We start from the raw sequence: 26,065 nt of genomic DNA on the forward strand, positions 1-26,065 counted from the left end.
TAAATTCCTCCTTATTTACCTAAGCAGACCATGATCCCTTGCATAGGTTTTCATGTAGGATTTGCTTCTGAAAGCGCCACCCTTTGCCATTTTATAGAGCTTTCTATAGGTAGTTTTATTAATCTCCCTATTATCTCTCATATCTTTTAGATCAGTTCTTAAAGCACGTATAGTAGTCATCCAAGCTTCTTTCTTTGGATTTTTAGCTCCTTTAGCTCCTTTTGTACTACCATGGCCTTTTCTTCTTCCTTTTTTCTTTTGTGCAGCTATCTTTTTTGACCTATAGCTGCTTATGCCTTTTTGTGGTTTTGCCATTATAGCTTTATTATTTATGAGTTGTTTTACACTTTCTCGAGTTATGGCTCTTGATACTTCTTCTGTCCTTTCAGGATCTATCCATACCCTGTTTTCCCCGACTTTGAGTATATCTGCAGCCAATCTTTTTTGAGTAGTAAGATTCATGAAGAAACCTCCATTTCAACCGTTCAAATTCATGGTAGAACTTGATTTCAAACACTGAGTGTCCCCGGTTGATCAAAACTCTTTACGAGTTCAATAAATTTAATTTGCAAATGCAAAAACGTCAGTAAATAATACTGACTTTAAGTACTTTGCATTAAGTACTTAAATTCCCTTATTTAGAATCTTGATTCCTAGTTCTTTTGCCCGTGCAAGCATTACTTCTTTTTTCCTTTTTCCAATGGTAGAACTAATTCTACCTGCTTGTGTAGCTGGGTCCAGGTTTTCAAGTTCTTTCATATTGCAGACAAGCACATCCATATATCCTGAAGGATGAAGTCCTCTTGTCGCTTTTGGAGATCCGTAACCTATTGAAGGCATTGCAGGTTTTCCTTTTTCGTATCTTCGGGTTTTACTGGTTTTTCCTTTAGGTTTCCTCCATTTATCTCCGAGTTTTTTGTATCTAAACCATTCCTGCCTTTTAAAATCTGGTTTTTTCATTTCGTCACCGCCTTATTCCCGACTTACAAAGTATATTCCATCCTGGAATACCCTTGGATCTCTTCCCTTTATTTTGGTAGCCTGTTCAAGGTTGGCCATAGTCTGTCCAACATCTTCTTTGTTGATACCTGTGACTACTACATCTTCACCTTTTACCTGAACTTTAGCACTTCCAACAATTTTTGCTGTCCTAGGATACCTTTCACCAAGGAAGTTTTCTATGGTAACTTTGTCCTTGCCAGCTTTTACAGTCATAGGGAAGTGAGCATAAACTATTTTCATGTTATAAGTAAATCCATCTGTTAATCCTGTTATCATGTTGCTGATATGGGACCTTATAGTTCCAAGCATTGCTTTATCCTTTTTTTTAGGAAAATGAGCTTCTAATACTACGTTACCGTTGTCCTTTTTAATTACAACATTAGGATAGTTAAATTTCCTTGAGAGCTGTCCTTTTGATCCTTTTACAGTCACTCCATCTTCTATAGTGACATCAATACCCTCAGGAATAGGAATTTCCTCTCTAAGGACTACTGCTTCAACCATTTTATCACCTAGTATTTAATAAACATATACTAAGAGCCTACCACCAATTCCCTTATCTTTGGCTTCTTTGTGAGTCATGATCCCTTCAGGTGTTGTGAGGATCATAATTCCAAAGTTTTTAGATGGTAAGTACCTCTTTTCAAATTTTTCAAATTCGTCCTTTTTAACGGCGTGTCTTGGCTTTATTACACCGCACTTGTTTATATTTCCTTCAAGTTCAACTATGAACTGTCCAGCTCTGTTATCATCGACAAACTCAAATTCGCCGATATACCCTTCTTTTTGCATTGTTCTTAAAACACGCCCTATCATCTTGGATGCTGGAGAAATTTTACATCTTTTATTTCCCTGCATTTCATTGTTTCTCATGTTAGTAAGCGCGTTTGCTAGAGGATCCATAAGCACAATTAACACCTCTTAATTATATTTTTTAAACCCGATTTTAGGGGCGATTTCTCTGAAGCACTGTCTGCATAACATGAGCCCGTACCTTCTAACGAGTGCAGAATGATCGTTGCATCTGCTACACTTTCTTGATGCTTTTCCGTATTTTCTTGGCAAATTAATCACCTTTAGTTAATATTTTAACCTGGAAATTTTCTTCCATAAATTTAATAGAGTCTTCTTTAGTGACTTTATGTTTATCTGGAACTTTTCTCCTCTGTATTTTCCTTCGGTTTATCCTGTAACCTGGTTTTTCGAAGGTTATGGAAACATCCATCCCAAATATACCAATATCTGGATCATAACGCATTCCAGGAATATCTATGTGTTCATGTATTCCAAATGAAAGATTACCCTGAGCATCGAATTGAGTTGCTTTTATCCTTCTTTCAATACCTTCCAGTACCATTTTGATAGCTTTATCAGCTTTCACGCCACGCAGTGTAACTTTACATGCGATAGGCTGCCCTTTTCTGATACCGAATTCAGGGTTTGTAACTTTAGAATAAGTACGTACAGGTTGTTGGCCTGTTATGCTTGATAATAATTTTTCAGCTCTTGCAAGCCTTTCTCCACTTTCACCGACACCAATATTAACGGTTGCTTTGGCTATTTTAACTTCTTCCATAGGGTTCATCTATTTGCCTCCAGGAAGTGCAATTGCTGGTTTTTCTTTACCGATTACAAAAACGTAATCTTTTAATGTAAGGAAAGTATTTTTATCTTCAGTTTCCATTTCAACAGTGTTAGGCATTGAAGATTTGGTTATGTTAATTTCTTTTATTCTACCAATTTCACCAGTGTGTTTACCACCAGTTATAAGGCCTATATTGCCTTTTGCAAAGTCAATGCTTTCAGTTATTTCCTGTTCTGGAACTTTAAGAATTACTACATCCCCAACTTTGTACCCATTGTCTACAATCTGGTTTCTTCCATCATGGAGATTGAGTTGAGTTTTTCCTCCACGTATTGTAGTTTTGTCTGTAATTTTGCAGAGTTTAAAATCTTTATTTTCTGCAGCAATGGATTGGAGTGTTAGCCTTCCTTTTTCATCAGGTAAAACCCTGTAAACTTTTTCAGATTTTGGAATTTCAATTACATCCATAAATCCAACAGGGAACTTGTAATCTTTTCTTGCTCTCCCATCTACAAGAATTTCACCGTTGTTTATAATTCTTTTTGCTTCCCTTGCGTTATCAGCAACGCCGAGGATATCACGAACTATAAGGAGTAAAGGTAATGATCCTTCTATAGCATGTGGACCTGCATTTGGTTTGGTGGTCCATTTATTTTCTTTTGGATGAATTGGCCAGTGTTTTGGTGCTTTGAAACGTTTAAGATGTTTTCTTGATCCCATTATTGCCATTTTATCCCTTCCTCTCTACTATTTCACTTCTTTCGTCATCCTCAAGATCCAGTTCAACTATTCTTAAGTTGGATGGATGTACTGAGTGATAAACTTGATTCCCGTCTGGTTTCTGTACAGAAGCTCCTTCTATAAGGACCCTGTAATTTTTAATGTCGACTTTTTCAACTTTTCCTTCGTGATCTTTAAAGTCACCGCGCATTACCTGTACAGTATCACCTTTTCTTACAGGGATTGATCTTTTTCCGTACTGTTCCCTGAGTTCGTCACTTAATGTTACACTCATTAAATTATGACGTACATGTAAAGGTGCTTTATGGAGGAATTTCCTCTGTTTTCTTGGTTGTTTTGACATTATAATCACCTAAAATTTTAAACTATTGTACTTGCAGCGCTTCCGATACCAGGCCATCTTTCAGCTGCTTCTTTTGCAACTGGACCTCTTATTTCAGAACCCTTTAGAACACCTTCAGGGCTAATTATAACTGCTGCATTATCTTCAAATTTAACCCTTAGGCCATCTGCCCTTTTATATTCTTTTTTCTGCCTTACAACTACTGCAGTCATGACTTCTTTCCTCATGTCTACAGTTCCTTTTTTAACAGAAACTATGATCATATCACCGACGCCAGCAGTTGCAAGTCTTCGTCTTACACCTTTGTATCCTTTAACAGATACTATTTCAACTTCTCTTGCACCTGTGTTGTCAACGCATTGAAGTCTGGCACCGATAGGTAAAACCCTTGTAACATTTGAGCTGATAGCTTTCATTTTACTTATCTCCCTTGACCTCTATAACCACAAAATTTTTTGTTTTACTTAGTGGTCTGCATTCTGCAATTTTTACTGAATCGCCCACGTTAACGTTCATGCAGTCTGGTAGGTGTGCTTGTATTTTTGATTTCCTTTTTTCATATCTTTCGTATTTTCGGATAAATTTGTAGAAACTTCTTTCTACTGTAATTGTCCTTTCTGCCTTGTTACTTGTAACTATACCTTCTAATATTTGGCCTCTTACAGGAAGAGTGCCGTGAAACGGACAGTTAGGATCTTCACATTTTTCTTTAGGTTCTGTAACGTCGATACCTATCATGTTATCACCAAAATTTCCTGAATTTCTTTTTTATTCTATCTTCAGGGCGAGCAATGATAATCTTACCCTCTACTTCAACAATACTGCCATCCGGCAAATAAAAATGAAAAGTTGCAACTCCCTTGGGAATTATTTTTTCAGTGCTACCCGTTTCAATTCGGATAGTACTCTTAGTTTCATCAACAACTTTTCCTTCGATTCCAATTAGTTCTTCATGAGTACTATGAGCAACCTTAACAGGAAGTCCAATTAACTCATGACGAAATATGTTTTTTGGAGTTATCATTTTTTAATAGTATTTGAAAGTCTCATTACTTTGCGTGCCTGCAAAACTATCAAAAATCCATGATTTTTGAGCAGCAAATAGAAATTATTTGCAGCTTGTTTTGTGGCGACAAAAACATGGTTTTTGCCTGCAATCCAGATACTTTGGACCCTGAGATTCGCTAGATATTACTGAATTTTTACTGATTCGGTTTTGTAAATCTCTCAAATCAGAAAATTTGGAGCACTCCCCGAAAGTATTTGTGCTCCATTTTTGACAGTTTTCTTAGGTTTTGTAGCTGTAAAAAATCTTTAATTTTTACATGCTCAAAAATTTGATTTTATGAACCCAAAAAACCCGCGGTTTTTTACGGTTCTGCAAAAATTATCTTATTTCTATTGTATCTGAAGAAAAACCCATATTAGCCAGAACTTGTTTGACCTTCTGTTTATGATCCCCTTGAAGTTCAATCTGGCCTTTTTTAGCTGTTCCTCCACAGGCACATTTTGCCTTGAGTTCTTTTGTCAGTTCCCTAATATCAATATCGTGCTCATCTATACCTTCTACGATGGTCATAAGCTTTCCGAATCGCCTTCTTACTGTGTATACTTTAACTTTCTGAATCTCTCGAGCTATTTCCTCACAGACGCAAAGTTCTTCTGGAAGACCACATATCTCACAGACTTTCATCTATTTTACTTCTCCCTCTGTTTTTCGTTCATTATGGTAAGGACACGTGCAATTGTTCTTTTAAGTTCTTTAATTTTTCCAGGGTTATCATAAACTCCAGCTGCAGAACTTTTTGAAACATTTTTTGCATATTCTGCTTTGAGTTCATCCAGTTTTTTCTGAACTTCCTCAATATCCATTTCACGTATTTCTTTGCTCCTTAATATTACCATGTCATTCCATCCCTTTTATATTTATTGTATCTGTCATTCTATTCTGTTTTCTCTGGTTCTTCTTGTGCTTCTTTTGTATCTTCTTCGTCTTCACTTGTTTCTTCTTGTTCTTCTGGTTCTTCGGCGGTAGTATCTTCGATTTCGCTTGTTTCTTCAGCTGCTTCTTCTTCGACTTCTTCAGAAATTGCACTAGGTTTTTCTTCTACTTCTTCAGGGGACTCTTCAACTTCTTCTGTTTCCACAGTTTTGGTAACTGCTTCAACTTCTGGTTCTTCAGTTTCAACCTTTATGATATCCACTTTATCAGGTAAAACCATTCCCGGCGGCATAATTCTAACATATATTCCCAGAACACCTGGTTTTAGTTGAACTGTTGCAAATCCTGATCTGACAAATCTTGTGGATGGTTCACCACATTTTTTAAGGTATCCATCGTTGAATTTTGCAGTTGCAGATCTTGCACCTCTTATTTTACCAGAAATTGTAACTTCTACACCCTGTGCTCCAGCACCCATAATTCTTCTAAGTGCTGTGTATGCAACTCTCCTAAAGTGCATTCCACGCTGTAGCATTGCTGCGATTTTATGAGCCATTATTTTTGGGTTAAGTTCAGGAACGTCAACTTCTTTAACTTCTACTTGAGGATTTTCAAGCCCGTAGTTTGATTTTAAAGTTTGGGTTATGTTACGGACGGTTTTTCCACCTCTTCCTATAACCATACCTGGGCGTTCTGCATAAACAACAACCATTGTACCTAGAGGAGTTAGTTGGACTTCCATTCCACCATATCCAGCTCTTTCAAGCTCACTTTCAAGGTATTCATCAATTCTTGTCCTTTTAAGACCTTCTGTAACAAAATCTTTTTCAATCATGTAATCTATGCCTCCCCTAGAACGATTTGTACATGTGTAGTTGGTGTGTTAAATGGGCTAGCCCTTCCGAAAGCTCTTGGGGTCCATCCACGTATTACGTATCCCCTGTGGCTGGATATATGCATTATCTTGAGATTTTCTGTATCAAGGCCTTTATATTCAGCGTTTGCTTCAGCATTTTTGAGTATGTCAAGGATCTGTTTTGCAGCTTTAACTGGATATCTACCAGTTGGCCATCCTCCAATTCCTCTTCTGTGACCTACTTTTTTGTTATGCCTTTTAAATGGAACCGCAGTTTTCATTTCAATTACGTCTTCAAGGTAAGCTTCGGCTTTTTCTACCTTCATTCCTCTTATCCTGTTACATATCTCAACAGCATGTTTTGGAGAGATCTTAAGAGATCTTCCAAGAGCTTTTGCTGTTTTAGACTTATCGTCGTCTGTAAAAGCGTAGTTAATCTTTGCCATTGTATTCTCTCCTTATTTAAGAGGTACGAACATAGATGACCTTGTAGCACCCATTCCCGGATCTCCGTGTTCTACTCGTTTTCTTGTTGGTGCAAATTCTCCAAAGTAACATCCAATCATTTCAGGCTGAATTGTAACTTCAGTGAATTCTTTCCCGTTGTAAATTCCAAAGGTTACTCCAACCATTTCTGGAAGGACAATCATATCCCTACAATGGGTTTTAATTATTTGAGGTCTTCCACCCTTGTTTTCATCTTTTTTTAATTTTCTAATTTTTTCGAGTACCTTTTTCTGCCTTGGTAAAAATCCTCGTTTTAAGGATCTTCTCTGTCTTGATGGGAACAGATCAATAACGTTGTCCAATGGCATTTGCTGTAACTCTTCTAAAGTATAACCGCGATATACAAATTCTTTTCTAGCCAATTAGTCTCCTCCTTATAACTTATTTTAAATTTCCCTTTTTCAAATATCTTAAATTTATCTTCTTCGCCCTGTTCTTTTAGCAGCAATTGAACCAACTTTTCTTCCTGCTGGCGCATGTCTTGAAACTGTAGTTGGCCTTCCTGGATGTTGTCTGTTTCCACCACCGTGTGGGTGATCTACAGCGTTCATTGCTACTCCTCTAACACTAACATTCTTTTTACCTTTAGCATTTAAAGCATAGAACCTGTTTCCGGCTTTGAGGAACGGTTTTTCCTTTCTTCCTCCTCCAGCAACGACTCCTATTGTTGCTCTGCAGGCAGGGTTGAATGCTTTCAATTCTCCAGATGGCAATTCAACGATTGCCTTTCCTACATCATGGGTTATTAAAGAAGCGTAAGTACCAGATGATTTAACGAATTTTCCGCCATCTCCTGGATTTTTTTCAAGATTATATAATGGTGTACCTTCCGGAATTTGTGCAAGTGGTAATGCGTTTCCAGCCTTTATTGGTGCTGAAACTCCAAATTCTATATCATCATTTATTTGTACACTTTCTGGCGCTAAAACAAGTAACTTTTCGCCATTTTCAAACTTTACTAATGCCACTGGTGCACTTCTTCCAGGGTCATGAATAATGTCAGCAATTTTTCCTTTTAAACTGCCTTCCTTTTCTATATTATCATATGATCGGTATTCGATTTTTCCTTTAAATCGATGCGACGCACTTCTGTGAGTAGGGGTTCCCCTTCCTCTCCTCTGTGATATCAAACGTTTTCCCATTTTTATTCCTCCATACATGACCTTAAAAAGGTCTTTGCGGATATCAAATTAAATTAAAGAATATTAGAATACTCCCATTTTAACTGCTATATCCTCTGCGCTATGTTCTGCTGCCAATTTAATATAGGCTATTTTAACACCTTTAGATGTAACTTGGGTGTTTACTCTTTCCACTTTAACAGCATAAAGGTCTTCAAATGCATTTTTGATCTCAGACTTTTTAGCAGTCCTTATTACTACAAATGTTAATTCATTGTTTTGATCAATTGCATTCATACTTTTTTCTGTTAAATGAGGTTTTATTATTATTGAATAAGGATCCATGTTTACACGTCCTTTAACTTATTGGAAAAGTTCACCTAACTTTTCAATTGCAGATTTGGTGAATATTGTAAATCTTCCAGGATGTGTACCTGGTGCTAAAAGTTCGGTGTTTAAATTTTCAACAGATACAATGTCAACTCCAGGGTGGTTTCTTGCACCTAAGCTTATTCCTTTATCTTCCCCGACAACTATTAGTGGTCCTTTTGGTACTTTGTATTTCCTACCCCTCATTTTACCTTTTCCGGCTCTAATTGTTTTACCGGTTTTAGCTCTGACAATGTCATCCATTATTCCGAGTTTTTTGAATATTTCTCTTGTTTCTTTAGTGCTTTTAATTTTAGCTAATTCATCATCAATTACAAATGGAACCTGAGGCACGTTTTCAATTTTGTGTCCCCTGTTTTCTACCAGTTCTTTGTTGGTAGTTGCAGCAATTGCTGACCTTATTGCTAATCTTCTTTCTTTCCTGTTTATTTTCTCGTGGTAAACCTTTATAGGCCTTGGTGGGTGTGCTTTTCTACCACCTATAGCTTGAGGTACGAATGCTGCTTTAGAACCTGCAGGGTGTCTGCTTCCTTTTACACGAGGCACCATTGCTGCACCACGGCCAGAACCGTAAGATTCAGCAGTTGTTCTTTTTCCTGCCATAGGGTCTGTACCCCATGGTTGGATCCTTGCTGTTTGTGAAGAAATGACTGCTCTTTTAATGATGTCTGGTCTAAATTCTTCGTTGAAAATATCAGGTAGCTTGATTTCGTCTATGACTTCGCCTTCCAGTGAATAAACCTTGATCTTTTTCATTTAATATCCCTCTTTAATTATTCCAAATATGATATGATTAATCTCAAACTCCCTGTTTTGAAGCTGTTGAGATGTATGATATTTCAGGTGCATCATTATGTTTTCCATGAGGCCTGACTGCTTTTCTGAGTATTACAAGCCTTTTTGATGGGCCTGGAAGTGATCCTTTCACCAGAACGTAATTGTTTTTCACAAGACCATATTTAACAAATCCGCCTTCAGGATTTACAGCATCTACTTCTGATGCATCTGCAATCTTAAGAATCTGTTTATTATATTCAGTCCTTTTGTGATATCCCATTTGACCTGCTTGTGGAACTGTCCACATAGTCCTTTCTGGAGACCATGGACCTAATGAACCTACGTGTCTTCCTTTACTACTTCTTGCAGCTTTTCCGTACTGGATCCTGACACCCCATCTTTTAACAGGTCCCTGGAATCCTTTACCTTTAGTGATTGCTATGGAGTCAACATGTTCTCCATCAGAAAAAACGTCAGCTGCATTTATTTCGGTTCCAAGAACGCTTGTAGCATACTCCAATTTTTCAGCAACTGAAGCTCCGCCAAGCCCACATTCAACTATTTCAGGTTTCTTCTTAGGAACGCTTGTAGCTTTAGGATTAGTATGTATTAAAACACGTATATCAGAAACATTATCAATGTTTTCATTTAATTTATTTAAATTAGAATCAGTATCATATTCTTCTGGTAATCTTATTTTACGCAAAAGATCTTCACTTAAGTCGCTTGCCATGATATCCATCATGGTCTTAAGCCCATAAGTTGTCTTTTCATATGCTCTTATACCCATTACAACAACAGGTGGCACTTCCAATACCGTCACCGGTGTGGATACTTCCATTCCTTCTGTTGGTGAGCTTTTCCTGTTATCAGTCATCATTACGTGGGTCATTCCCACTTTATATCCTGCAAATCCGAGCAACCCAGTTTCTTCAACAGTAGGCCAGGATTTAATCCTTGGTGATTGTTTAGATGCTCTTTTTCTAGGACTAAATGCAACTGATCCTTTTCTTGGTTGGTGATGTCTAGTCATTTTAATTTACCTCCTTACTTAACAATTCATTCAATTTTCCGAGTTCTCTGCATTTAAAAGAAGGTTAAATGCAGATAAAGTTGTTAAAACCGCCTCTTCAGTCCTTATAGTAGCAGTTCCTTGAGAGGGAACTGTATTTACTTCAAGATCTATTATGTTTTTTCGGCCCTGAATAAGTTCATGCAAGCCTGAATAAGGACCACCAAACAAAATAGCCAAATGTCTGGCATCTTTTATCTTGTGCTTTACTTCATCTAAAATAGAAGTGATGGGCTCTGCACATCTAGAAGTTCCAATAACAAGATCGGGTTTTACTTCTAATATGCTTTCATACAAGTCCTTATAAGTAGATAAAACCTCATAACCCCAGTAAGAATCGGGTTTATCTGGTTCTATTAATATCTCTTTTTTGCTTATCTTCACTACACGGAAGCTAAACACTTTATTTATGCTGAGTTTATCACGACAAAGTGCGGGTCTATCCGCCCCTATGTCAACTATTGTACCTTTTTTAGTCCTTTTTACGGTGAACCCTTGCCTATAATCGCCTACATTGAGTTCTCCTGTAGGATGGTGGGGAGTTCTAAGTGGTGGAAGAATTCCCACGTTTTTTAATTCCCTTGTGATTGGAAATACCTTTTTTCTAAGGTATTGAGGCGTATTCATATAAGTGAGAACATCACTAATAAACTTTACCTCTTTCTCATTAGAAATATCGTTGTAAACGACAATCTTATCCGCCCTAAATATTGCCGCAGATCTACCAATCAACCCTACCTTATAAGTTTTTATCCTCAAATCTTTACTCTCAGCAGTTATTGAGGCAGGTATAAAAATGGATAAATGTCTTAATGTCATTTTCCACTATCTGTTTCCTATCTTTAATAAATATATAGTGCAACCTTTTTAGATTTAGCTTAAGTTATATATAAATACTAAGATACAATATTATTACTCTCAAAATTATTTTATAATAATTTATGATTTAGGGCTATTTAATAGTTTGTATATCAAATAACATCACTAATTATAGAGTTTTTTATATATAAAATTATGGGAGGTTAAACTCTCCATTTTATCTATTCCTTCTTTTGAATCCGCAGTACAATCACATCTATATCGATCTTTTCCTTTTCATGAAAATGATAAGTGCGGGGTATGGGAAAACTATAAGAGAATTTGTGTGTTATGCAACCACCCAATTTATTAAAGAATCTTTCTACAAATGGTTCCGTCTCAAGTATATGAAATGAATATACAACAGGAGCAATTTCCATAGATTTAGTCATGAAAATTCTATCTGCTTCTTTCCTTTTTGTTTTTTGTGCTCCAAACGGAGGGTTCTGAATCACAGTATCCGCATTTCCAGCAAAATCTTGAATATCTCTTGAAATGAATTCCATATCATCTTCAACACCCATTTTTGATGCCTGAGTTCTCGCAATTTCCAATGCGCCAGGATCAATATCCACACCAGTAACTTCTCTAGCTCCAAGTAAAACAGACCCAATAGCAAATATACCAGTACCGCAGCCTAAATCAATTACTTTTTTATCTTTTATATCTCCCAAAGAGTATGCATTCCATAAAATATCAGAAGCAATGTTTGAAGGCGTTGTGTACTGTTCCAGATGAACCTTTGGAGATTTATGGGGCGGAATTTGTTGAAGCATCATTTCAAGGTGTCTTTTTTTTGTAATTGTTACTTTTTTACTCATTTTAGCATCCATATCCTACTTATATTAAACTTAAGAGGCTGTATCCAGATTTGCAAACATCAAAAACGAAGTTTTTGATATTGTTTGCAGCATTGATTTTCGAAAAGTTTTACTTATTTTTTTTTCCAGATTTTGAATTACCGGACAGCCTCTTTAATTAGAAATAAATATAGATCAAATATAAATTAATAAGTGATCATGAATCATAGCTATAAATAACTAAATTAATCTACGATATCCATGTTAATCTTAAACTTTTAGAATGCGATATCATGTTTAAATATTGCTAATCATGACAAAAATGTCGTACAAGCTTATGGAGAAACTAATGTAAATAGTGTTGCTAGGTGATATCATGTTTAATAAAATACTGATTGCTAATCGTGGCGAAATTGCAATAAGAGTAATGAGAGCATGTAAAGAGCTCGGCGTAAAAAGCGTCGCTGTATACTCTGATGCAGATTCAAATTCTCTTTTTGCAAAATATGCTAATGAAGCTTATAATATAGGAAATCCAAGTCCATCACAAAGTTATCTAAACATTGAAAAGATAATTGATGTTGCAGAAAAAAGTGGTGCTGAAGCAATTCATCCAGGTTATGGATTTTTAGCCGAAAATCCTAAATTAGGATTTGAATGTGAAAAACACGGTATCAAATTAATAGGGCCAAAAGGAAATATTATAGAATCCATGGGAAGTAAAATTGAGTCTAAAAAGTTAATGGAAAAAGCAGGAGTTCCTGTTGTTCCAGGTACTGCCAAAGGAATAACTGACATTGATGAAGCAGTTGATATAGCAGAATCAATTGGATACCCTGTTATTGTGAAAGCATCTGCAGGAGGTGGGGGAATTGGAATGCGTACAGTTTATGAAGAAGACGAACTTGTACGTGCAATTGAATCCACACAGTCAGTTGCAGCCTCTGCATTTGGAGACTCAACCATCTATATTGAAAAATACATAGAAGAACCAAGGCACATTGAATTCCAGATACTCGCAGATGAACACGGGAATACCATTCACGCTGCAGACAGAGAATGTTCAATTCAAAGAAGACATCAAAAACTGATTGAAGAAGCACCTTCCCCAATTATGACCGAAGAACTTCGAGAAGAGATGGGTAGTGCTGCAGTTAGAGCCGCTTCTTCCATAGGTTACACCAATGCAGGAACTGTTGAATTTTTATATTCAAACGGCGAATTTTACTTCCTGGAAATGAACACCCGTATACAGGTGGAACACCCTATTACCGAAATAATAACCGGAATAGACCTTGTAAAAGAGCAGCTTAAAATAGCATCTGGTGAAGAGCTCTGCTGCAGACAGGAAGACATTACAGTCAGAGGGCACGCTATAGAATGCAGAATAAATGCAGAGGATCCAATGAATGATTTTGCTCCAAATCCTGGTAAAATAACTGGATACCGTTCTCCGGGAGGAATAGGAGTCAGGGTTGACAGTGGAGTTTACATGAATTATACAATACCCTCCTTTTACGATTCCATGATATCCAAACTTATAGTTTATGGAATGACAAGGGATGAATGTATAGCACGTATGAGAAGGGCCCTGAATGAATATATTATATTGGGAGTTAAAACAACTGTCCCATTCCATAAATCAATGATGCTGAGTGAAAGCTTCATAAAAGCCAAATTACACACCCACTTCGTTGACGAGTACCGTGATGAAATCATGGGACACATGGCACAGGTAATGAAAGCTGATGAAAAGATTGTAGCCAGGTTAAAATCTACATTCTTACCGTCCCCCAAAATTGCTGCAGTGTCTGCTGCTGTAAATAGTTATGTAACAAACTTAAATAATTCCAAAAAGGAATTATAATTATTTTTTTCACTTATATTATTATATTAAAAGAAAATCGGTGTTAAAATGAAAGATAAAGTGTTAGAAACTCTTTATGAAAAAAAAGGCGAATATATCTCCCTTGACAGCATAGCTTCCAAACTTGAAATTCCAGTAGCAGAAGTGCAGGAACATGTAACATCGCTTAAAAATGAAGGATACACTATAGAAACATCCTCTACTGGAGAATTAAAGCTTAAAGAAGATCTAACCTTATTACTACCCCATAAACTTAAAGACAGCCTCAAAACCAATTACATTGGGAAAGAAATTCACTATTTTAGAGAAGTGGATTCCACAAACGAAGTTGCAAAAAAATTAGCCCGAAATGGCGCACCTGAAGGGACAGTTGTAATAGCAGAAAGTCAAAGGAGAGGAAAAGGCAGACGTGGAAAAAAATGGATATCTCCATTAGGCGGCGCGTGGTTGTCTATCATCCTGAGACCTAATACATTACCTATTAATGCACCCCAGTTAACATTTATAGCTGGTGTTGCAGCTGCACAGACCATAAAAAATGAATACGGACTTGATGCAGGTATAAAATGGCCAAATGATGTTTTAATAGATGATAAAAAAGTTTGCGGCGTATTAACTGAAATAAGCACTGAAATAGACACAATTGACTACATCGTTACAGGAATTGGAATCGATGCCAATATTGATGTAAATTTACTCCCTTCAGAACTCCAAGATACAACAACATCTCTTAAAAGCGAACTGAATCAGGATATATCCCGTATGATACTGGTACAAAAGTTCCTTGGAAATTTCGAAGCAATGTATGATGAGTTCAATAAAGGTAACTTCCATGAAATTTTAAAGAAATGGCGTCAGCTTTCCAAAACCATTGGAAGACAGGTAGAAATTAGAAAAGGAACTGAATTTGTCCGTGGGGAAGCCATAGGTGTAAACAGTAAAGGGGCATTGATTTTAGAACTTGATGATGGAACACTCAGAAAGATTATTTCTGGTGAGTGCAGGCATATTTAGAGACTTACATTTTGAGCCTTTTAGGGACAAACATAATCAATTAAACTAAATTCTAATTTATTTTTTAATTCAATTTTTTTTAAATCAGATATCTTTTGAGTGGGTAAATGGTAATGTGAAATAAAAAGTTGAACCCATGCCCAGTTCAGATTCAACCCAAATTCTGCCATCATATTGCTCTATTATACGTTTAACAACAGATAAACCTATTCCAGTCCCTTCATATTTGCCCATTGCATGCAACCGCTTAAAAACTTCAAAAATTTTATCTTTATATTCTTTTTCTATCCCTATCCCATTATCTGCAACAGAAAAAATATATTCATTATTTTCTTTATCTATCTGGCATGAGACATGGATTTTTGGAGGTTCATCAGACTTTCTAAATTTAATGGCATTACTAATTAAGTTCTGGAAAACTCTAACTATCTGAGCAGGATCAGCCATTACATTTGGAAGATGAACATGTGTAATTTCAGCCTTATTTTTATTGATTAATGCATGTAAATTAAACAAAGCTTGCTCAAGTTCAGTATTCATATCTACTTCTTTAAATTCAACTTTTTGAGTCCCAACACGAGAATATTCAAGTAATCCCTGAATCATTTCTTTCATACGAACAGCAGCATCTACTATAAATTCAATAAATTCATCCGCATCAGAATCTAGTTGGCCACTATATCTTCTTTCAAGAAGCTGTGTAAAACTTGCAATGGTTCTAAGAGGCTCCTGCAAATCATGGGAAGTAATATAAGCAAACTGCTGAAGTTCATAATTAGAACGTTCCAACTCTTCGATTGTTTCTCTTAATTTCTCTTCCGCCTTTTTACGTTCAGTAATATCATGCGCAATTACATTAAAAGCAAATATTTCTTCATCCTTTTTTAATGCTTTTAAATAGGTTTCAACGTAATGAATTTTGCCGTTCTTATCAATAAATCGAGATTCATACGGCTTTAAATTCTTTCCTCTCAAAACTTGGGAAACTTTTTCTATATGCAACGGCATTTCTTCATCAAGCAATAAGTCCAGTTCTGTAAAATTTTTTCCAATTAAATCTTTCTTAGATACTCCTGTAACTTCCTGTGCTGCATGGTTTACATCCATTAAATTCCCATCAGTTCTTATAAGTATTGTAGAATCTGGTGATGAATTAAAAAGGGTTCTGTACTTTTGTTCACTCTTTTTAAGCTCATAATCTGCTTTTTTACGCTCCGTTATATCACGAGAAATTTCAAGGGCAACATCTGTTGCATTGCGATTAATAAAATGGATAATAACCTCCACAGGTATTTTTATTCCATTTTTAGCTACGTGAACTGTTTCAAAACGGACATGACCCTCTTTAGAGAGCTTTTTCATATTTTCAGGTGTTTCAAGCCCTTCATCAATATCAAAAGGACCCATATTTAAAAATTCATCCTTACTATAACCCAATCGCTTAATTCCGGCATTATTAACTTCAATATATCGTGTATATTTGCCGTCTTTGCTGCCTTCAATTAAACTAATCATATCTGTTGCATTATCGAAAATTCCGCGGAACTTCGCTTCACTATCTTTTAAAGCAGCTTCAGCTTTCTTAAGTTCAGTAATGTCCTGATTTGCACCGTAAGTTTTGATTGTTCGACCTTCATCGTTCTTAATAACTCCATAACGGACTATAATAAAACGTTTTTCACCGTCGGCCCTTATAATTGTGTGTTCAACCTGTCCAAAAAAGTCAGGATCATCAGTCTTTAAAGCTTTGGTCATTTCTTCATTTACCAGGTGTGATTCTTCAGGAGGAAGAAATTTTTGGGCATATTCTTCAGAAGACATTTTTGATCCTCCTTCATGGTCAGCAGTGGTCCCATACAACTTATAAAACCGATCATCAAAAGTAAACAAGTCTAAACTGACATCATACTCCCAGTAAGCTAATTTAGCCATGTCCATCGCCAATGTTAGCTTCCTTTCACTCTGGCGTAAATTATTTTCAGTCTTTTTAAGCTCTGTTATATCCTTAATACTTGCCACTATATATTTTTCTCCAGAAATATCAGTGTATAACGTTTTTTTAGTAACAAGAATATGCACATTTCCTTCAGAGTCTGTAAATTCTTCTTCATTAACGTTTTCCACTCCAGTTTTGAACACTTCTTCGTCCTTCTCCCAGAAAACATCCGCTTCATGAGAAGGAAAAAAATCATAATCTGATTTCCCCAGAAGTTCTTCTCGTGAATAGCCCATGAGTTTGCAGTAAGCATCGTTTAAAAGAATCCAGTAGTGCTGTTTATCCTTCACAAAAACTGGATCAGCGATTGAATTTATAATCTTATCAAGATAATTTCTCGATTTAATAAGAGCTTCTTCAGCATGTTTGCGTTCTTGAATTTCTTTTCGCAGCGCATGATTAGACTCATTAAGTTCTCTAGTTCGCTTTTTTACTTTTAATTCCAGATTATTATGGGCTTCCTGCAGTTCTTTTAAAATTAAATTCTTTGATTTTGAGGCCTCAAACATCAAATGTTTGAAAGCATTTTCAGCGTCTTTACGCTTGGTAATATCTGTCCCAATACTTAAAACACCTGTAACATTGCCCTCATCATCATAAATACCTTTATTTGTCCATGAAACCCAAACTCTTCTCTTATCATGAGTTATATTCTCATTTTCCATATTAATATGGGATTCAGGATCACTTACAATCAGGTTAATGAGTTCTCTGAGATTTCTTCCCGAAGATTCAGTTTCAGGAACTATTGTACCAATAACATTTTTTCCCATAATTTTTTCTTTATTAAAACCAAAAAATTTCTCAGCAAATTCATTAAAAAATGTAATTCGTCCTTTTTTATCCATCTTAAGGATAATGCTATTGGCATTTTCAACCAGTTCACGATATTTCTTTTCATTTTCCGTTAATCTTTCTTCAATTTTTTTACGTTCAGTAATATCCTGAATCTGCACTAAATACCCAGAATCAACAGCAGAAATAGTAAAATCTAAGTAGGCAGTCCCTGATCTGGTAGGATCATAATATCCTGCCTCCCCCATATCTTCAAAATTTATTTGGGACTGAAATTTAATTACCCCTTCACCGATCAGCTTTTCCTTCCTAGAAACAACATCAGGATTGTTAAATAGATTTACACTTACATCCTCTGATTCTGGAATTCCAGCTATCTCCTTAGCTGATTGATTTGCAGCGATCAATTTACCTTCTTTATCATAAAATAAAATACCTATTGGAGATTTCAAGAAAATTTCCCTGAATTTAATATCAGTTTCTTTAAATATAATTCCTCCGAACTATATTCATTTCCTATCCTCGTTAATTACTCTAATTTTTTAAGATAAATAACTTATGATTTATGCAATAAAACTCCTGCGCAATTTTGTTCTTATTCATGTTTTATCAAATTATTTATCTAATTTAACCGTTCAAATGATTGATTTTTAAAATATACATTAAAATAGAGGATTTACGCCCCACATAAAGATATACTTAAGATTAATCCCTGCAACTTCAACTTATTTTAATAATTGCAGGTTCGCCTACTTCCCCATCAACGTCAAATTTCTTGTCCATTATTTTTTCTGTTACGAATATATTAGTAACAGCATGTAAAGTCAACTCTGCAGTTTTTACCTTGGATTTACCTGCTATGGCCATATAAGGTATAATTTGATCTCCAATATATTTATCAGCTGCAGCTCCACGGGATATATGATATAAAAGTTCTTCTGCTGCTTTTTCGCCAACTTTTTCTGCTCTTACTCCTCTTTCACCAATGGAACTTCCACCAACTCTAGTATTTCCTTCTGTCCAGAGAACAATACCAGATCCTGGCCCAGATGTATTATCCGAATGTTCAATTTCAATTTCCGCGTCAAATCCATTTGCTTTAAGAACTTTTTCTGCACTTTCAGCCTGTCTTACTGCAACGTGTTCCGGCAGTTTTACAGCATGGGATATTCCCCTTATTTTATCTACCTTTAACTCACTGATATTAATCGGATTTAATTTTTTCACAGGGTTTATTTTAACATTAATGATACCCCCACCACGAGGATAATGGCCCCTGCAAATTATATCTAATTCTGCATTATATCCCATTGATCTTAAAACAGGGAGAGTAACATGCTGAAGATAATTTACAGGAGGGGACCACCTCACATCTGTACCCCCGCGTATTTTAATGTTTACAGGTGCATCTGCAAATACGGCAGGTATCATAAATGCCTGGAGGACTAAAGTAACGCTTCCAGCAGTTTTAACGTCAATATTATAATTTCCACCCTTTACCTCTTCAGGATAAAAAAATAGTTCTTTTGACTCTATTTCAAGCCCTTCAACACGTGCATTAGATAAACCTGCAACAGCCTTTACAGCATTTAAATGTTGAGGCATTAAACCCGATTTAGGCCTATTTGCACGAATATTAGTTATGTGAATAGGTTTCACGTTTAAAGCAGATAATGCTGTAGATATGCGTAAAAGAGCTCCCCCTCCTTCTCCATGAGATCCATCTATTTCAATCATGTTTTTCAAAAACTCCTGTAAAATCCATAGAATTTTAGACTATTTTTGATCCACTACAAAATTTGGAGTGTTTATAATATTATATTAATAAGCCCTAAAATTTATTTTTAATTATGTTAATATAAAAAAAGTAATGAACATGAATATGTCGATTCATGCATCTTAAGCGTCGTATTCGTATAAAATTAATTCACATGCATCTTTATAGTTTACAATTTCATTTAGATGTGAAAAAGTCTCAATGAATGCTTTAACAATATAGTCTTTATCAATACGTTCAGCATCTTTTGCTGCGAGATCTATCCGTATAGTTGGTGATGCTCCGGGCATTCCAACTGCAGGAATTGTGACTATATGATAGTTTCTAAGGAGAAGTGCTGCAAAAACACATGCAACGTCTGCGGGACTAAATTCAGTTTCAACGCCCTTCTGATTTAATTCATTTATCAGATCATCAGCTGAAAGCATTACACCTGTCGGTGTTTCTCTAATGCTGTTAATTCCTTTTTTTACAGCTTCATAAACAAGGTGTTTCTTTCGGAATGCATCAAGCATTCTTTCTCCGCTGAAGCTCTCAATTGCCTTTATTATTCCTACAATAGTTGCAGATTGAGCTTCAAGACCGAATTGATGCGCCTTAGATTTTATTAAGTCTACAATTTCACCTTTTCCAGCCATGAGCCCTGCCCTTGGACCATCCATTAACTTATCAGTACTGGTTATAACCAGATCAGCACCCATATCCATCGCTTTTGGCTGATGGTATAATACCGTTCTTAGCCTTGCTCCAGACGCATCATCTACAAACACTGGGATATTTTTTGATTTCGATAACTCAATTATTTTCAAAAATTCATCTTCTTTTATGATATCATGGTCCATTGTAGAACCAGTTATAATAACTAAAGAAGTGTTATCATTAATTTCAAATTCATCAAGATTATCAAATTCCCGGTAAGAAGCACCTACAAGCGCAGTACTTCGAGGAATAGAAGGGTGAGATGGAAATTTAGGCAAATAATGAATAACTTCATCACCACTTGATACAAGAGCTAAAATAGTTGCTAGAATTCCAGATGTAGTTCTATTAAATGCAAGTATCTTTTCTCCGCCCAGATGCGCTTTTCCAAGATTTTGTAATTGACTTTCAAATATAGCAGGGCCTGCATATGTTTCAAGGAGATCTAAATCTTCCTGACTCAATTTAAATCCTCCAGCAAGGCCTGTTAAATCATAAAGCGCGTTTCTTCCATTTTGATTTAAAATAGAACTGATAATTCTAAACGAATTTTCCCTTTTTTTTACTTCATCTACAGGAGATTTAATAAGCATTTTCTTCCCTTGTGGCCTGATCAGATTTGCCTTTAGTTTCAGCTTTTAAGACAATAGCATGATCTGCAGAGTTCTGCAGTGCAGCACTGAATCCAGGTTCTACACCAATCACAATTGTTTCTTTTCCATTTTCCTTTGCTTTATTTATAATAGGTAAAAAATCAGCGTCACGAGTCATGAGAGCAACAACATCAATATTAGGATTATAAATTAATTCCATACCTTCAACAGCCATATAAACATCAGTATCGCCCGCAACGACAACTGGAGTAAATCCCTGATTTACAATAGCTTCTATAAGTTTATCTGAAGCATATTGGTTTAAAAGGACTTTACCTACCCTCATATCACCAAAATCAGCCACAATTTTTCTTACAATATCAAGATTAAGGCTAAATTCTTTCCTTAGCATATTCGGTCCATCAACAAGAAGACCTATAGTCTTTCCACCTGCTTCCCTTTTTTTTAGAGGAATGTAATCCTTTAAGGAAGTCAGTTTTTCAAAGCTACGCATGGTTATCCTCCAACTTATTTTAAATACCTTGTTAACACATATATTAAATAGAGTAAAAAACAATGCCTAATTGCTTTTAAATTAATTTATTATTGTTTTTTTACAGTACAGGCTGTTTTTAATCTGTTTTATAGACAATATTTTTAAATTTCCATCTTCTAAATAATATTAACTGTCTAAATATTATGTTCATTTTTCTATATTACTTTACTTATCCAGTTTAAAACATACCTGTAAATTTTATTATATAAGCTTTTTTTACAACAGTTCATGATTTAAATTTAGTTTTTTATATAGTTTTAGATTTATTTCGCTTAAAAATTAGTCCAAATTTCCCCTGCGTAATGAAAACCCATAGAGTTATACATGTTGTGTACCAAAAAAGAAGTCGTAAAAAAGAATTTAACTTGTGATCTCCTGGTGAACTCATTTGATTGGTACATTTTAAATTCACTAGAGGTAACTACCATTATTCTATCAGGACCACAATACTTTAACTAGAATGTCACTGCATTAAAAAATTAATTAAACATTAAAAATATCTATTGAATCATAAATCCTTTTACCATTTCTTCAACAGCTTTAATTTCTTCTCCCGTCGGAATTCCATTATTAAATGGGTATTCATCTTCAGGGAAATATTCAAGTATTTTTAACCCTTTTTCATCATCTGATTCAACTACAAATCGTTTAATGTTTCCCAAAGGTATATTAGCTATCATAGGTAATATTTTATCCTTTTTTTCTTTTTCTAATCCCACGATATTAAGTCTAATAAAGTGTTTTTGATGTTCAACTGAATATCCAAATTCCAGTACTTTAACTTCCAGCATAAAATCACCATAGAATATTTAAGCACCATATAACTTAATTTTTGCGATATGTACACATGATTTTAATTACTCCTTTTTTCGATAGAACTCATTTCATTGTACTTCTAATAGATTCACCGCCTGATAGAAACAACTTCATTTTGTCCATGGTTACAATACTCTCATAAATCTATCCTGAGCATTAAAATCCCAAACACCACAATAACTATTCTTCAAATCCAAATTTTAGATCATGTGTGACTATCCCTGCAAAGTCGCTCGTCTTTCAGTCTCAAACTTTAAGCATGTTATTTTTATTTTAGAAACATATATTTAGTACTGCTTTAATATAAATAATGCAAGTTGTGTTATACAAAAATTTAAGATTTAATTGATATTTTTATAGCAATACCTCTACTAATAAGCCTATTAATTTTCAAAAAAGAAAACGTATATATTGCATATCGTATAAATCCAAGAAAGTAAATCAATTTTTCCCATAGGTTAATAAAATGAAAGATAAAAAAACGTCTCTTTTAGCATTTACTATCGGTGGGCCTATCGGCTGTTTAGGTGGATTAATAGGTTTAGGAGGGGCTGAATTTAGACTTCCTTTCCTATTAAAAACATTTAGTAAAACTGCTAAAAAAGCAGTGGCATTAAACATGTTAATAAGTTTAATAACAGTTGTATCGGCGATATATTTTAGATCCCGTAATTTCGATATCTCCATTATTGTACCCCAAGTACTGCTAATGCTAGCAATCATCGTAGGATCTACTACAGGCGCTTACTGGGGAATAGGAATGCTAACTAAAATATCCGATACTTTGTTTAAAAAAATACTGTTAATACTACTTTTAGTCATGGGAGTGCTCCTTATTAGTGAAAGCTTTATCACCTTCGGCTCAATGGGAATAATGTTCGGCAGTATTTATATAGAGCTAATAGTAGCTGTATTCTGCGGAATACTTATCGGAATCATCAGTAGCCTCTTAGGGGTCGCCGGCGGAGAAGTTATAATCCCTATATTAATTTTACTCTTCGGGATAGATGTTAAATTAGCAGGGACAATGAGTTTAATCATCAGTTTACCTACAATGCTTGTCGGAATTACAAGACATACAAAAAATAAAATGTATACTGACAAGTCCGAACTCAGCTCTTTAGTCTTGCCAATGGGTATAGCTTCTATTATCGGTGCTTCAATAGGTGCATTCTTAGTCATATACGCCCCTTCACAGCTATTAAAGATCATATTAGGTGCGTTACTGATATTCACATCCATTAAAATACTCACTGAAAAAGACTAATACAGTTTATATTATTTTTTTTTCTTTTTTTTTAACTTCCATTGTACCCCATTACTATTTTAAAGTCTTTAAATATGCATAAATCAATATATATTTTATAATACTTTTAAAACATTAATAAATTATTTTGAAGTTTTTAATTGTATATGTATTTACCCAGAAGTTTAATGAAATAAAAATAAATGTATAACTGACAGAAAAACCATATTCCTGTTGTTCATGCACTTAATTTCAACTCTCATCTTCCGTTAAAGTATTAAATAGATTACATAATTTTTCAACCCATTCTACTGTTTTTTCTTTATTATGCGGCTCTTTATTAAACATTTTAAGGATATTTACAGCATAATACGTATTTTTGGTGTCTGAAATACCTTTATAAATGCTAAATCCTCCTTTTTCATGTTCTCGCCCATGCACGAATTTTAAAGCATTGTTTAAAATTTTCATCACCTACAATTCAAATTTTAAAACATTGTCTAAAATTTTCCCATAGTCAAATTTTAAAATATTATTTAGAATTTGGTTTTCAATAGTCATTTAAACCATTTAATCCTAATTTTCAGGTTTAAGTACTTTTTCACCATATAGGCTAACTCCAAATGCTCCCAGAGGTGCTGTAAATATTATTGCAATTACAGCTATAGCTAAAATCAATTGTCCTGAAGCTACCCCCATAGCAAGTGGAATACCGCCTATAGCTGCCTGTACAGTGGCTTTAGGTATATAAGCTATTATACAAAAGATTTTTTCCTCCATATTAAGGTTTGAACCAATTAATGATAGGTATACTCCGGCACTTCTTGCCATTAAGCCTATTGTGATTATGATTATACCTATAAGCGCAAATGAAGCTGCAAGGTATATGTTTACCTGAGCACCTACAAGGACAAAGAGTAATATTTCCGCAAATATCCAGATCTTATCAAATTTATCTGAAATTTGAGCTCCAAGTTCTGGCATTCTCTCTAAAATTACAAATCCAATAACCATTACCCCAACTAAAGCAGCTATTGGAATGATACTACTTAATGCATCACCAAGGTTCTTTAATAGGATTGCAGATGCTAAAATTATAAGTGTTTTTTCTGTATTACGGATATTAAAATGTTTGAATAAGTAAACTAAAAGTACTGCAACAATTAGTCCAAACAGAATTCCTAATGCAAACTGTATTGGAATACTTGCTATAGCAAGTAAATAATTTACTTGTTGACCACCATATAACCCTAAAAATATTGAAAATATTGTTATAGAAACTACATCGTCCACAGAAGCTCCAGTTAGTATAATAAGCGGTATTCCTTTTTTGGTTCCCATTCTTCTTTTTATAAATGATAACATTTGAGGCACAATAACAGCGGGCGATACTGCTGCAATAACAAAACCTAACATTCCTGCTTCAATAAAAGGTAGTCCCAGAAGATAATGAGCAACAAACATTACTGTAAGTCCTTCTATTACGTCTGGAATGAAGCTCATTTTAACTGCAGAACTTCCAACTTTTCGCAGAGTCTCCATATGAATTCCAAAACCTGCCCTCAATAAGATTATAATAAGTGCAATTGCCCTTAAATCTCCAGATATATTCAAAATTGCAGGATCAATTAAATTTAATACATAAGGTCCAATTACAATACCTAGAACTAACATTCCTAATAATCCCGGCAATTTAATCTTCTTAAATAGTTTACTTGCTAATAAGCCGAGTAATAAAATAATGGCTATGCTGAAGATAACATGCTGAAATTCCATTTAAAACACATCCCCCGCAGTTTTACAGAGTGTGCTTTTCAATGGAATAGTATTTAAATAAAATTTAGATTCATTAAAATAACCATATTTAAAAATAAGACTGTCTAATGGGATTTTTAGACTTAACATTTCGCTTCTTCCTCTTTTTTAATTTTTTATAGGAGTCATCAGCTTATTTTTAAGCGGTTAATGGCGAACCCCATCGCCGATAGAAAGTATATCCTTTTTTGTATAAATACTTAAAAGTGGATATCCAAAATAATAAAAAGTTTAAATAGTTAGATATGACGCGGTCTTAAATGATCCCACCCACAGCAATTTTACGTTTTTAAAATAGGATATAATTGAAAATGAATTGAAATTCATCTTCGCTTTTACTTTAAAAAAAAATAGATTTTAACATACTAATGTTTAATTAAAATTTTAAATTTGAATTAAAAATTAAATTTTATTCTATTTCCAGAGAGAACGAATCCTGGAACAAATCTTTAACTATCTGTAAGTCCTGTTCATCTAATCTCGTTATTGCTCCATCACTGGTATTTCTGAAGTAATAATCGGCATCTACTATTTGTCCACTGTTATCTATGTACAGGTAAAGCCCATCTACGAAATCTTCAGGATTATCCGATGGAAGAAATATTTCAAGCCGTATAAGTATTTCAGACCCTTGAATACTTTCATGTAATTCTTCTCGTTTAGCATCATCTTGAAGAGCTTCTTTAAACCATGCCATCCTCGATTTAAGCTCTTGCCCTACTTTTTCAGTATACAATTCATCGTTAGGTTCCATAATAACACCTTGTTTTTATATTAATAATTATATCTATTTTTTTATTATATACTCTTTGTTCTTTAAATTATTCAAACTATTTAGTTAAATTCTATTGTATTTTAAATTTGTGAATTAAAGAGTTTTTATAAATTTCTGCAGTC

General features: G+C 34.8%; 33 protein-coding genes and 1 riboswitch. Of the genes, 3 read left to right on the plus strand and 30 right to left on the minus strand.

The genetic code is table 11. From position 1 onward, the window contains the following. Positions 1-15: 15 nt before the first annotated feature. The 22 genes from EJ01_RS00590 to EJ01_RS00690 all read right to left on the minus strand — a co-directional run bounded on the left by EJ01_RS00590 (position 16) and on the right by EJ01_RS00690 (position 12,015). Positions 16-462 carry a 50S ribosomal protein L19e gene (locus EJ01_RS00590; RefSeq protein ID WP_048079996.1) on the minus strand — a complete coding sequence of 149 codons (447 nt, stop codon included), beginning with the start codon at positions 460-462 and terminating at the stop codon, positions 16-18. A 162-nt stretch (positions 463-624) separates the two neighbouring features. Beyond that, positions 625-960 (minus strand): 50S ribosomal protein L32e, encoded by a 336-nt coding sequence (locus EJ01_RS00595; protein WP_048079997.1) that lies wholly within the window; start codon positions 958-960, stop codon positions 625-627. 12 nt (positions 961-972) lie between these two features. After that, positions 973-1,506 carry a 50S ribosomal protein L6 gene (locus tag EJ01_RS00600; protein WP_048079998.1) on the minus strand — a complete coding sequence of 178 codons (534 nt, stop codon included), beginning with the start codon at positions 1,504-1,506 and terminating at the stop codon, positions 973-975. A 15-nt stretch (positions 1,507-1,521) separates the two neighbouring features. After that, on the minus strand, positions 1,522-1,914 hold the full coding sequence (locus EJ01_RS00605; protein WP_084689116.1) for a 30S ribosomal protein S8: 393 nt from the start codon (positions 1,912-1,914) through the stop codon (positions 1,522-1,524). 9 nt (positions 1,915-1,923) lie between these two features. Continuing rightward, positions 1,924-2,076, minus strand: a complete 153-nt coding sequence (locus EJ01_RS16850) for a 30S ribosomal protein S14 (protein ID WP_176720184.1) — start codon at positions 2,074-2,076, stop codon at positions 1,924-1,926. Then, positions 2,069-2,587: a 50S ribosomal protein L5 gene (locus tag EJ01_RS00610; protein ID WP_048079999.1), complete on the minus strand. Its 519-nt coding sequence runs from the start codon at positions 2,585-2,587 to the stop codon at positions 2,069-2,071. Before EJ01_RS00610 ends, EJ01_RS16850 begins: the two co-directional genes overlap by 8 nt. Then, positions 2,588-3,316, minus strand: coding sequence for a 30S ribosomal protein S4e (locus tag EJ01_RS00615; RefSeq protein ID WP_048080000.1), 729 nt, complete (start codon positions 3,314-3,316; stop codon positions 2,588-2,590). Between the two features lies 1 nt (position 3,317). Continuing rightward, positions 3,318-3,671 (minus strand): 50S ribosomal protein L24, encoded by a 354-nt coding sequence (gene rplX / locus EJ01_RS00620; protein WP_048080001.1) that lies wholly within the window; start codon positions 3,669-3,671, stop codon positions 3,318-3,320. A gap of 17 nt (positions 3,672-3,688) precedes the next feature. Continuing rightward, on the minus strand, positions 3,689-4,087 hold the full coding sequence (locus EJ01_RS00625; RefSeq protein ID WP_048080002.1) for a 50S ribosomal protein L14: 399 nt from the start codon (positions 4,085-4,087) through the stop codon (positions 3,689-3,691). A 1-nt stretch (position 4,088) separates the two neighbouring features. Further along, on the minus strand, positions 4,089-4,409 hold the full coding sequence (locus EJ01_RS00630) for a 30S ribosomal protein S17 (RefSeq protein WP_048080003.1): 321 nt from the start codon (positions 4,407-4,409) through the stop codon (positions 4,089-4,091). Between the two features lie 4 nt (positions 4,410-4,413). Further along, entirely contained in the window at positions 4,414-4,695 is a 282-nt protein-coding gene (gene rnp1 / locus EJ01_RS00635) for a ribonuclease P protein component 1 (protein ID WP_048080004.1), read from the minus strand. Positions 4,696-5,058: 363 nt separating this feature from the next. Beyond that, complete coding sequence (gene yciH, locus EJ01_RS00640) at positions 5,059-5,364, minus strand: stress response translation initiation inhibitor YciH (RefSeq protein ID WP_048080005.1); 306 nt, start codon at positions 5,362-5,364, stop codon at positions 5,059-5,061. 5 nt (positions 5,365-5,369) lie between these two features. Then, positions 5,370-5,576 carry a 50S ribosomal protein L29 gene (gene rpmC / locus EJ01_RS00645; protein ID WP_048080006.1) on the minus strand — a complete coding sequence of 69 codons (207 nt, stop codon included), beginning with the start codon at positions 5,574-5,576 and terminating at the stop codon, positions 5,370-5,372. 38 nt (positions 5,577-5,614) lie between these two features. After that, positions 5,615-6,448, minus strand: coding sequence for a 30S ribosomal protein S3 (locus tag EJ01_RS00650; RefSeq protein WP_048080007.1), 834 nt, complete (start codon positions 6,446-6,448; stop codon positions 5,615-5,617). A gap of 5 nt (positions 6,449-6,453) precedes the next feature. Then, positions 6,454-6,915: a 50S ribosomal protein L22 gene (gene rplV, locus EJ01_RS00655; protein WP_048080008.1), complete on the minus strand. Its 462-nt coding sequence runs from the start codon at positions 6,913-6,915 to the stop codon at positions 6,454-6,456. Positions 6,916-6,927: 12 nt separating this feature from the next. Further along, on the minus strand, positions 6,928-7,338 hold the full coding sequence (gene rpsS, locus EJ01_RS00660; protein ID WP_048080009.1) for a 30S ribosomal protein S19: 411 nt from the start codon (positions 7,336-7,338) through the stop codon (positions 6,928-6,930). 54 nt (positions 7,339-7,392) lie between these two features. Then, complete coding sequence (locus EJ01_RS00665; protein WP_048080010.1) at positions 7,393-8,118, minus strand: 50S ribosomal protein L2; 726 nt, start codon at positions 8,116-8,118, stop codon at positions 7,393-7,395. 63 nt (positions 8,119-8,181) lie between these two features. Then, the gene (locus tag EJ01_RS00670; RefSeq protein ID WP_048080011.1) at positions 8,182-8,442 is read right to left on the minus strand and encodes a 50S ribosomal protein L23; all 261 of its coding nucleotides are present in this window, start codon (positions 8,440-8,442) and stop codon (positions 8,182-8,184) included. Positions 8,443-8,460: 18 nt separating this feature from the next. Continuing rightward, positions 8,461-9,243 (minus strand): 50S ribosomal protein L4, encoded by a 783-nt coding sequence (gene rpl4p / locus EJ01_RS00675; protein ID WP_048080012.1) that lies wholly within the window; start codon positions 9,241-9,243, stop codon positions 8,461-8,463. 43 nt (positions 9,244-9,286) lie between these two features. After that, complete coding sequence (gene rpl3p, locus EJ01_RS00680) at positions 9,287-10,297, minus strand: 50S ribosomal protein L3 (RefSeq protein WP_048080013.1); 1,011 nt, start codon at positions 10,295-10,297, stop codon at positions 9,287-9,289. Between the two features lie 30 nt (positions 10,298-10,327). Next, positions 10,328-11,155, minus strand: a complete 828-nt coding sequence (locus EJ01_RS00685; protein WP_048080014.1) for a putative RNA uridine N3 methyltransferase — start codon at positions 11,153-11,155, stop codon at positions 10,328-10,330. A 221-nt stretch (positions 11,156-11,376) separates the two neighbouring features. Then, positions 11,377-12,015, minus strand: a complete 639-nt coding sequence (locus EJ01_RS00690) for an METTL5 family protein (protein WP_048080015.1) — start codon at positions 12,013-12,015, stop codon at positions 11,377-11,379. 355 nt (positions 12,016-12,370) lie between these two features. Between EJ01_RS00690 and EJ01_RS00695 the strand changes: the two genes are divergently transcribed. Then, positions 12,371-13,861 carry an acetyl-CoA carboxylase biotin carboxylase subunit gene (locus EJ01_RS00695; protein WP_048080016.1) on the plus strand — a complete coding sequence of 497 codons (1,491 nt, stop codon included), beginning with the start codon at positions 12,371-12,373 and terminating at the stop codon, positions 13,859-13,861. Between the two features lie 48 nt (positions 13,862-13,909). Next, positions 13,910-14,875 (plus strand): biotin--[acetyl-CoA-carboxylase] ligase, encoded by a 966-nt coding sequence (locus tag EJ01_RS00700; protein WP_048080017.1) that lies wholly within the window; start codon positions 13,910-13,912, stop codon positions 14,873-14,875. 84 nt (positions 14,876-14,959) lie between these two features. Here EJ01_RS00700 and EJ01_RS16215 read toward each other — a convergent pair whose 3' ends face one another. The 5 genes from EJ01_RS16215 to EJ01_RS00725 form a co-directional block, all read right to left on the minus strand. After that, complete coding sequence (locus EJ01_RS16215; RefSeq protein ID WP_331275694.1) at positions 14,960-18,160, minus strand: PAS domain-containing sensor histidine kinase; 3,201 nt, start codon at positions 18,158-18,160, stop codon at positions 14,960-14,962. Positions 18,161-18,386: 226 nt separating this feature from the next. Further along, positions 18,387-19,403: an RNA 3'-terminal phosphate cyclase gene (rtcA, locus tag EJ01_RS00710; protein ID WP_048080018.1), complete on the minus strand. Its 1,017-nt coding sequence runs from the start codon at positions 19,401-19,403 to the stop codon at positions 18,387-18,389. A 162-nt stretch (positions 19,404-19,565) separates the two neighbouring features. Beyond that, positions 19,566-20,735 carry a TIGR03576 family pyridoxal phosphate-dependent enzyme gene (locus EJ01_RS00715; RefSeq protein ID WP_048080019.1) on the minus strand — a complete coding sequence of 390 codons (1,170 nt, stop codon included), beginning with the start codon at positions 20,733-20,735 and terminating at the stop codon, positions 19,566-19,568. Beyond that, on the minus strand, positions 20,725-21,249 hold the full coding sequence (locus EJ01_RS00720) for a TIGR00288 family NYN domain-containing protein (RefSeq protein ID WP_048080020.1): 525 nt from the start codon (positions 21,247-21,249) through the stop codon (positions 20,725-20,727). The genes EJ01_RS00715 and EJ01_RS00720 overlap by 11 nt, the downstream gene beginning before the upstream one ends. A gap of 542 nt (positions 21,250-21,791) precedes the next feature. Next, positions 21,792-22,082 carry a hypothetical protein gene (locus EJ01_RS00725; RefSeq protein WP_048080021.1) on the minus strand — a complete coding sequence of 97 codons (291 nt, stop codon included), beginning with the start codon at positions 22,080-22,082 and terminating at the stop codon, positions 21,792-21,794. A gap of 491 nt (positions 22,083-22,573) precedes the next feature. On the opposite strand from EJ01_RS00725, the gene EJ01_RS00730 reads away from it, so the two are divergent. After that, positions 22,574-23,374, plus strand: a complete 801-nt coding sequence (locus EJ01_RS00730) for a sulfite exporter TauE/SafE family protein (protein WP_048080022.1) — start codon at positions 22,574-22,576, stop codon at positions 23,372-23,374. Between the two features lie 231 nt (positions 23,375-23,605). Here the strand turns inward: EJ01_RS00730 and EJ01_RS00735 are convergent, their stop codons facing one another. From EJ01_RS00735 to EJ01_RS00745, 3 genes are all read right to left on the minus strand, one after another. Then, positions 23,606-23,824 (minus strand): hypothetical protein, encoded by a 219-nt coding sequence (locus EJ01_RS00735; protein WP_048192835.1) that lies wholly within the window; start codon positions 23,822-23,824, stop codon positions 23,606-23,608. A 105-nt stretch (positions 23,825-23,929) separates the two neighbouring features. Then, a complete protein-coding gene (locus EJ01_RS00740) occupies positions 23,930-25,129 on the minus strand; it encodes a cation:proton antiporter (protein ID WP_048080024.1) in 1,200 nt (399 codons plus the stop codon). A gap of 151 nt (positions 25,130-25,280) precedes the next feature. Next, positions 25,281-25,345, minus strand: a riboswitch (Fluoride riboswitch). Positions 25,346-25,577: 232 nt separating this feature from the next. Next, positions 25,578-25,922: a hypothetical protein gene (locus tag EJ01_RS00745; RefSeq protein WP_048080025.1), complete on the minus strand. Its 345-nt coding sequence runs from the start codon at positions 25,920-25,922 to the stop codon at positions 25,578-25,580. Between the last annotated feature and the right edge of the window lie 143 nt (positions 25,923-26,065).

This window comes from Methanobacterium veterum (assembly GCF_000745485.1).
Lineage (GTDB): Archaea > Methanobacteriota > Methanobacteria > Methanobacteriales > Methanobacteriaceae > Methanobacterium_D > Methanobacterium_D veterum.